Source organism: Ruegeria sp. B10, assembly GCF_056539825.1.
The window spans coordinates 100524-108356 of sequence record NZ_JBQFVP010000017.1 but is presented as its reverse complement, the minus strand read 5'-3'; the positions used below and the strand labels follow the sequence as shown (position 1 = coordinate 108356).

Sequence of the window (7833 nt, the reverse complement as noted above, 5' to 3'; positions counted from 1 at the left end):
AGCCAAAGGACAAAAACGCGATCTACTATAAGCCCGGCCCCGGTGTCCAAAAGCCGCACGCGATGTTCATTGCCCCGTCTGGTTCGGGCAAAACCAGCGGCTTTGTGATCCCGAATGTCCTGCGTTTCAATGGGTCTTGCGTCGTCCTGGACATCAAGGGCGAGATTTTCCAGACAACCGGCGCGCGTCGGGCAGCAATGGGCGATGAGGTTTTTATGTTCGACCCCGAGAACCCCGACAAAAGCCACAGCTACAACCCTCTGCGCCGCGCAGCACGTGCCGACAATCTGGACCGGCGATGGGAAGAAGTGATTCAGGTTGCAACTCAGATGTTCGACACGCCCAGCTCGTCCGCGCAGGGCTTTATGGGTGGTGTTGAAGGCATGTTCTGCGCAATGGCGATGCTGGCGATCAAAAGAAAGCGGCCATACATTTCCGAAGTCCTGCGCCTGGTCAAAACGACCAAGCAAAAGGACTATGAGAAAATGGCTGAAGAAGTTGGATATGCGCGAGCTGCAGATGAGTTTCTGAATCTTGCAGCCGAAGAATCCAAAATCCTGCGGTCAACGATTTCGGTTATGTTGAACTCCGGCCTGCAGCTCTGGCGCAACCCGTCGGTAGCAAGAGCCACGCAGGGCAATGACATCAACTTTGAAGATCTGCGTCGGCGCCCCAGCTCGATCTACTTTTCCGTGCCAGGGAAAAAGGTCAAAGAGTTCCGGACGCTCATTCGCCTGTTCTTCCTCGATCTGGTGAACACCATCGAAACTGTTGAGCCGGGCGAAGATGAGCCGTTCAAGGTTTTGATGCTGCTCGATGAGTTCCAACGCCTCGGCCATCTTGAGCGCGTTGTTGAAGCCTATGACACCATGCGATCGTTCGGGGGCAGGCTCGTGGTGATTTCGCAAACACTGTCGCGCCTACAGGACATTTATGGGCACGAGGGTGTGCGGGCGATGCTGGCAAACGCTGGAACCCAGATGTTTGCCGCCTCAGAGGATTCCGAAGTACGCGAACATGTGTCCAGGTCCATCGGGGACAAAACGGTCATAAGCAAGTCGAAGTCTCGAGCACTCGGCAAGATGGAAATGGGCAGCATATCAGAGCGTGAAGAAGGCATTCGGCTGCTCCGGCCAGAGCACGTTGGTCGTCTGCCGGAAAACGAGGTTGTGCTGATCCGCGAAGGCAAGATGCCCGTGATTGCGAACAAGATTCGATATTTCGAAGATCCTTATTTCATGCAGTTCCTTGGTGGCGACACGCCAAAGATCAAAGGGACACACCTGGATCTTGCTGAAGAGCAGGCCAAGGATACGGCAAAGGCAGTGGCTGATGCGAAACCGGCCCCTGCCCCGGTGAAAGAGGTTTCTGAAAAAGACCAGGAACTTCAGGCGGCATTTGATGCGCAGCGCACGGTCGCAAAGCGGAAAAGTCGGTCAGCGAAAGATATGGCGATGGAGAAAATGAAAGCCAAACGGGCTGAAAGTAGCGCCTTCACTTGACGGGGGTAACAGGACGCGGCCGAACCGGACCTTACTTCAATATGCAGAGAACGGCAGGAGAGAGCCCTAACCTGCTCGTGCTGCGACTTACATATATGTCCGCTTCCGTGAAGCTTACTAGAATGGCGCATTGTCAGCTTTATGCCTGCTGAGAATTGTCGTCATAGTATCGACAGCAAAAACACTCATCAAAAACCAACAGATTGACGACAGATCAAGGGAACCCCGCACGCATATAAACGATGATCTTCCAAAGGTCTTCTTCGCTCAGCGCTTCCTTGAAGGCTGGCATGTCTGTTCCGAAGCGTTCGCCGCCCTCGGAAATTGCCCAAAGAAGGTACTCGTCCCCCGACATCGGCATCTGAACGAACCATCGTAGGAGAGCGGGAGAGGGCGCGAGCGAACGTCCGGCTTCACCATCGCCCAAACCCTCAGCTCCATGACAGCTTGCGCAGTTTTCCGTATATAGCGTCTTGCCCTCCGAAACATTCTCGGGCGTTGCACGAATGGTGCTCCGAGCCCCGCGGTAGGCTGCGGGCACGTCCTCGTTCATATACGTCCAATGTCGTTGCATGCGCTGCTGCTGGCCAGGCCCCATATTGCCGTGCCCCCAACCACGCATGTGCTCAGACCTCATGTGGTTAGATCCCATTGGCCCGTGACCCCACCAATCTCCTCGTTGTTGTTGTGCGCAACCCACTGTAGCAATGGTGATAGACAGAACGCTTAAGGTAAGAGTGCGTAATCCAAGCTTCGTCATCTTCTCCTCCTTACTGTTTCCGCTCGATGAACGTCGCCTCAGGCCGCTTCGTAACTCTTGAACACCTCGGTGCTACCGTCCTTGAGGATCAAAAACACGTCGTAGGCCTCACGACGATCTTCCGGCCCCATCCCAGGGGAACCGTAGGGCATGCCAGGAACAGCAAGTCCAACAGCACTGGGTTGCTCCTCCAGCAGACGACGAATGTCTGCAACCGGCACATGCCCCTCGATCATATAGCCATCGATCTCGCCTGTGTGGCAGGACATCATTTCTTCGGGAATGCCGTTGTCCAATTTGTGGCGGACAAGCTGTGTTCCAAAGCTGCGCTCCTCGGTAATGCGAAAGCCTTCCTGCCGCAGGATGTCGATCCAAACCTGGCAACAGCCGCAGTTCGGATCCTTGAGAACACGGACGGAAGGCGTGTCTTGCGCAAACGCGGCAAATGGTACTGTGCTGGCAAAGCCAGCGGCGTAAGTCAGTACTTGGCGGCGTTTCAGGTTCATGGCGAGAGTCCTTGGTATTTCCAACTAAATTGAGCCGATTTCGTATCATTCGAGATCAAAGGTCATAATCCACGTCAAACATGCTCATGTTCGCCAACTTCCCGACGCTCGGCGAGCGCTTGGCGCACGATCTGGAAAGCAGAGGAAAGAAACAACGTTGCCATGACCGCCGCAACAATCAGGTCAGGCCAACCGCTAGCTGTGCCCCAGACGCCTAAAGCTGCAAACATAACGGCCACATTGCCAATGGCGTCATTACGCGAACATAGCCAGACAGAGCGCACATTTGCATCGCCGTCCTTGTAACGGACGAGCAAGAGAACACTTGCGAGATTGGTCATAAGAGCGAAAAAGCCAACGATGCCCATGATCTCGGCCTCCGGCACTCCGACATAGAACACCCGGTACACGGTCGATCCAAACACCCAAAGACCCATCAGCAGCAAGCTCACCCCTTTCGCCAGAGCGGCATTGGTGCGTGCACGGATTGAAGCCCCGATCACTGCCAGCGAGATACCGTAGGTCAAAGCATCCCCAAGGAAGTCTAGAGCGTCGGCCTGAAGTGCCTGAGACTTTGCATAGTGACCGGCAGTCATCTCGACGACGAACATCACCGCGTTCAGAGCAATGACAATCCACAGCCTCCTTTTGTAGTCGTCTGATACGCCGTCGAATTTGGCGTTGTGTCCGCAACATGCTGACATTGGGAAGCCCTTTTTGTATCTGTCGTGACCATAGTGTAGTGTCTCTAGTTACTAGAGGTTCAAGAGGTATTTTCATGTTTTCTATCGGGGAGCTTTCCAAGCGCACGAAGGTCAAAGTTCCGACTATCCGCTACTATGAGGAAATGGGCCTGCTTGCCGCACCAGAACGCACCGAAGGCAACCAACGGCGCTACGATGTGGCAGGGCTAGAGCGTCTCAGTTTCATCAAGCATGCACGCGATCTTGGTTTCTCAATTGAAGCGATCTCCGAATTGATTGTGCTTCAAGGCCACCCGGATCGTTCATGCCAAGCCGCAACGGACATCGCCGTCTCACAACTTTCCGAAGTAAGAGCAAAGATCAAACGACTACGGGCTCTTGAAAAAGAGCTGGTTCGGATTTCGAAGGGCTGTGATGACGAAGGAGTGTCAGAGAACTGCTATGTGCTCGCGTCTCTTGCCGATCATAAACTCTGTCACCACGATCACTAAACTATGAGCGGACATTGCTTTAGTCCCAGCGAAAGACTGTTTTGTCCGCTTCTTGCCTATTCAAACGTGGTGCAGCGAATGCCCGGAATGTCCAAGGACAAGAGTCCGTCCCAATCGGAACAGACCCCACATTACTCCAACCCGGTGGTCTCGCTGTTCCCGGCAACACATTCACCGGCGCGAACAATCATCTATCATGTCCTCCGTGGTTAAAGACTGTGTCCATCATACTCATGGACGTGGGTAGCCTGTTCGCGGGTATGGGCAATCTCTTGCACCACGGCGGCAATCTTGCTGGATGAAACTTGGTGCAGCTCACCAACAACGGCCTCCGCGCGCTCGTAGCTGTCCGGAACGCCTTGGCTGTTGAAATGGGCGGCAGCGGTGGAAATGTCCGCGTCTTTCCAAGTCGCCGTTGTGCCGATTGAAACGCTGTCATGATCGTTGTAGCGGGCCAGGAACTTGCTTCCGTCGAGACCGAAGCTGTGCGCGGTCGCCACAATGTCATCACGCACAGCCAGCCATTTTTCGGCTTCCGTGGGGTCCAGGTTGTCCAACTCGGCCGCATTCATGGATGTGGTGTAGCTGTCATCAGCCAAAGTGTATGCCTGCAGGTCGGTGTCATATGGGCGCAGTTCGGCAACATCGCCTTTCAACTCCCCGATCTGAACGTCCATTGCGGCACGCAAGTGTGGATCTTCGACCTCTCGTGCAAGAGCCTCCATGTTCTCGATGGAGTTCACGATGTCCTTGGTCTGCTGCTCGTAGTTCTCAAAGATGGCCTCCCCCAAAGCGGATTGCATATACTGAACATAGCGATCACCGGGCGACTGGTAGTCGTCGGACTCCTGAAAATCCTTGTCACCACTCAGATCCGCAAGGGACGAATAGTAAGGGTGATACAGATCGTATTCCTGAGCATCACTCATGTGCTGAGAAACCAAAGCCTGCATATCGTTCAGATCAACCGGCTCCCCTGACCGCTCCGCAGCTTCAAATTCGATTTTGAATTCTTCGACCAGATCTTGTTGCGCAGTATGTTCGTCAACACGGCGGTTGGCCTGGTCCTCGATGTCGAAGCTGTTTGAGGCGATGGCTGCACGATCAAAGCCCATCGCCTGCTGTTCTTTCCTGATGATGTCGATCTGCTCTGAAACGCGATCTTCACGCGGGGCGGATTGATCAAATCTGGAATAGGGTGCGAAGTGTTCGACTTCGTTCAAAAGATAGTCTGTACGCGAAACCATAGTTTTTCCTTTGCGAGTTGATGGAAAACTCTGTGATGGGTCTGCCTGGGGCGTTGGCGCGCGCATCAGGCAGACCGGTTAAAGTCCTTACAAGCTGTGCCCGTCATCGTCACCGCGCCCCTGCAAGAGCGGGTGCGTTGCGTGGGCGTGAACGTCTGAAAGTTCTTCTGAGATTGCGATGATCCTGGAAGACGCAAGCTGGTGCAGCTCGTCAACAACGGCCTCAGCGCGGTCGTGGCTGTCGGGTAATCCTTGCGCCTGGAAGTGGGCCGCGGCGGTCGAAATGTCGTCGCTGCGCCATCCCATTGTTGTACCCAGGGTGACGTTCTGATGATCGCCAAAGCGGGCAACGAACGCCTCGCCATCGAGGCCGTAGCTGCTGGCCGTGTCGGTGACTTCTTTGCGGATCGCTGCCCACTTGCCGGCCTCTGAATAATCCAAGACATCCATTTCGGCAGTGCCCATTCCCATCATCGTTGAATAGCGGCGGTCCTCGATGATGAAGGCTTGAAGGTCCGGATCGTTGGTGCGCAGGTCCGCAACGTCGCCCTTCAACTCGCCAATTTGAATATCCATAGCGACACGCAGATGAGGGTCGTCAACCTCACGGGCCAGCCCTTCCATCTTGTCGATGGATTGCAGCAATTCTTTGGTCTGAGTCTGGAAGTCCTCATAGGCCCCCTTGCCCAAGGTGTCCTGTATATAGACCTCGTACCGGCGTGCTGCCGGGGCATAATCAGCGGACGACTGGAACGCCTTGTCATCGACAATATCAGCAAGGGCAGACAGATACGGATGGCTCTGTTCGTTGTCCCGAACGTCGCTGATATGGGCAACAACCTGAGCCTTCAGCTCGGGTGCGATTGTTTCCTCAGAACCGCCTAATTCGATGTGTCGCCGCAAGTTGCTCATGACTTCGGGCGACACATAAGACGGGTCTCCTGGCTCGCCGTAATCATCAAAATGATGGGCTTGATCCAGCAGATGTTCCATTCTCGATACCATAGGTTCCTCACTTTCAACGAGTTGGATGGCAAACTCTTCGATCCGGTCTTTGACAGCGTTGGCGCGCTCATCAAACAGATCCGACATTCTTGCGATGGAGAGTGTCATCACATCACCGGCCATGTCGCGGGCCGTAACTTCAACCTCCGGAGTGCTTTCAACAACAGACAGTCCGGCCTGAACCTTCCACGTGTCGGTCTCAACTTCCTGCCGCAAACCGCGCTCAAGGCGGGTCGTTGCGGTCAGCTCAATTCCGTATCCTTCGGCAACCTCAACCTGGATAGAGCGCTGAACGTCGATGTTCATGTCGCTGCTCATACCCATAGCCAACCACTGCCCATGTTCCACGCCTCGGTTATTCACAACGATGTGGACATGGGGGTTGTCAGTGTCGTTGTGGAACACGGTCAGATAGTCCCAGGTATCGCCAAAATCACCGCTCCCAAACAGGCGATCCGCGAAGTCCAAACCGGCCTCATGCGCGGCATCCGGATAGGTGCCTTCGGGAAAAGAAACGATCATGTGACGGGTATAACCATAGTTGGTTTTCCCGTTGAAATCCTCGGCCCAGGTCTCGATCAGATCACTCACCTGATCGGCATCGAGCGGGGTCACACCATTGTCGCGGATGTCCAACACGCCCTCTGCCCTGACGGTCAGGTAATTGATCTGGCGGCGCAGCTCATGCGCTTTTTTCACCCCACCTTTGCGGACGTGTTTCACAACCGCCTCGGGCTTTCCAACCACAGCACCAAGCCGCGCCTTGATGGATGAGGCCCGCGAGATCATGAACTTCATGCGCTTGGCGGTTTGCAGCTGCTGGCTGATCTGCTTGGACCGATCGATACCCTTCTGCGCTTCCCGGAAGGCTAGCTCCAGAAAGTCCCCTGCCGTCAAATTGTGAGCCGCGACGTTCATGCTTCAGATGTCCTCTCATCGTCGCGCAAGATTCGGCGAATGGCGGAGTCTGGCTCTCGGTTTCGGCGGGCCGCGGTGATCAGCGCCTTCAGGTCTTGCCGGTGCTGGATGATCGCACGATGGAGGTTTTCGACATCGCGCCGGTCGTCATCGGTCCAGATCACCGAACCGCGTTTGGCCGATTTTGCGAGCTGATTGAGGTTGGTGTATCCACCCTGAACCTGCCGCAAGTGCGTCTGCCAGAGATCGACAACGGCCGGGTCAGGATCGAGATACCCGATCAGACGATAGATCAGTCGTTGGATGATCTGGTTGCGGCTCTTGGCCCCAAGCGACTGCACGGCCTCCTCCAAACGCACCAACGCATCTGACGGCAATCGAACGGAAAAGACAGTGGTGTCGCCGGGCTTGCTCAATGTATACCTCTGGTTGTTTTTATGACTTGTAACACAACTACCTTATCCTGTCATACTCTCCAAGAGGAAACCGGGGGTGATTTTAGAAATCCGTATTTTCTCAAATTGCCCCCGGAACAGTTTTGCTCTTGGAGGCAATCTCCACGCCGGGAAAAGGGTCCTGCCCCTTTTCCAGCCAGCAGGCGTGGGTGCCGGTGGACCGGCGCAGGGCAATCACGCAAAGCGGGAGCTGCCCGAACAGCGCCCGTCACATACCGGCACGTTCAAGGTCAGTATGGCATTTT

General features: G+C 55.0%; 8 protein-coding genes. 2 read left to right on the top strand and 6 right to left on the bottom strand.

The genetic code is table 11. The features are described from left to right. Nucleotides 1-1502 (top strand): type IV secretory system conjugative DNA transfer family protein (locus ACR0J4_RS20730; protein ID WP_480668809.1); only part of this gene is annotated, 1502 nt, incomplete at its 5' end. Between the two features lie 214 nt (nt 1503-1716). Here the strand turns inward: ACR0J4_RS20730 and ACR0J4_RS20725 are convergent. The 3 genes from ACR0J4_RS20725 to ACR0J4_RS20715 all read right to left on the bottom strand — a co-directional run bounded on the left by ACR0J4_RS20725 (nt 1717) and on the right by ACR0J4_RS20715 (nt 3472). Continuing rightward, the gene (locus ACR0J4_RS20725; protein ID WP_170474328.1) at nt 1717-2139 is read right to left on the bottom strand and encodes a c-type cytochrome; all 423 of its coding nucleotides are present in this window, start codon (nt 2137-2139) and stop codon (nt 1717-1719) included. A gap of 161 nt (nt 2140-2300) precedes the next feature. Beyond that, nucleotides 2301-2768: a DUF411 domain-containing protein gene (locus ACR0J4_RS20720; RefSeq protein ID WP_170417767.1), complete on the bottom strand. Its 468-nt coding sequence runs from the start codon at nt 2766-2768 to the stop codon at nt 2301-2303. Nucleotides 2769-2842: 74 nt separating this feature from the next. Continuing rightward, on the bottom strand, nt 2843-3472 hold the full coding sequence (locus tag ACR0J4_RS20715; RefSeq protein WP_170417770.1) for a cation efflux transmembrane domain-containing protein: 630 nt from the start codon (nt 3470-3472) through the stop codon (nt 2843-2845). Between the two features lie 74 nt (nt 3473-3546). Here ACR0J4_RS20715 and ACR0J4_RS20710 point away from each other — a divergent pair, with 74 nt between their 5' ends. Beyond that, the gene (locus tag ACR0J4_RS20710) at nt 3547-3963 is read left to right on the top strand and encodes a MerR family transcriptional regulator (RefSeq protein ID WP_170417773.1); all 417 of its coding nucleotides are present in this window, start codon (nt 3547-3549) and stop codon (nt 3961-3963) included. Nucleotides 3964-4172: 209 nt separating this feature from the next. On the opposite strand, the gene ACR0J4_RS20705 is transcribed toward ACR0J4_RS20710, so the two are convergent. From ACR0J4_RS20705 to ACR0J4_RS20695, 3 genes are all read right to left on the bottom strand, one after another. After that, nucleotides 4173-5210, bottom strand: a complete 1038-nt coding sequence (locus tag ACR0J4_RS20705; RefSeq protein ID WP_170417776.1) for a hypothetical protein — start codon at nt 5208-5210, stop codon at nt 4173-4175. An 87-nt stretch (nt 5211-5297) separates the two neighbouring features. Continuing rightward, a complete protein-coding gene (locus ACR0J4_RS20700; protein WP_170417779.1) occupies nt 5298-7133 on the bottom strand; it encodes a relaxase/mobilization nuclease domain-containing protein in 1836 nt (611 codons plus the stop codon). Beyond that, entirely contained in the window at nt 7130-7549 is a 420-nt protein-coding gene (locus tag ACR0J4_RS20695) for a hypothetical protein (RefSeq protein ID WP_170417782.1), read from the bottom strand. Before ACR0J4_RS20695 ends, ACR0J4_RS20700 begins: the two co-directional genes overlap by 4 nt. Nucleotides 7550-7833: the final 284 nt, after the last annotated feature.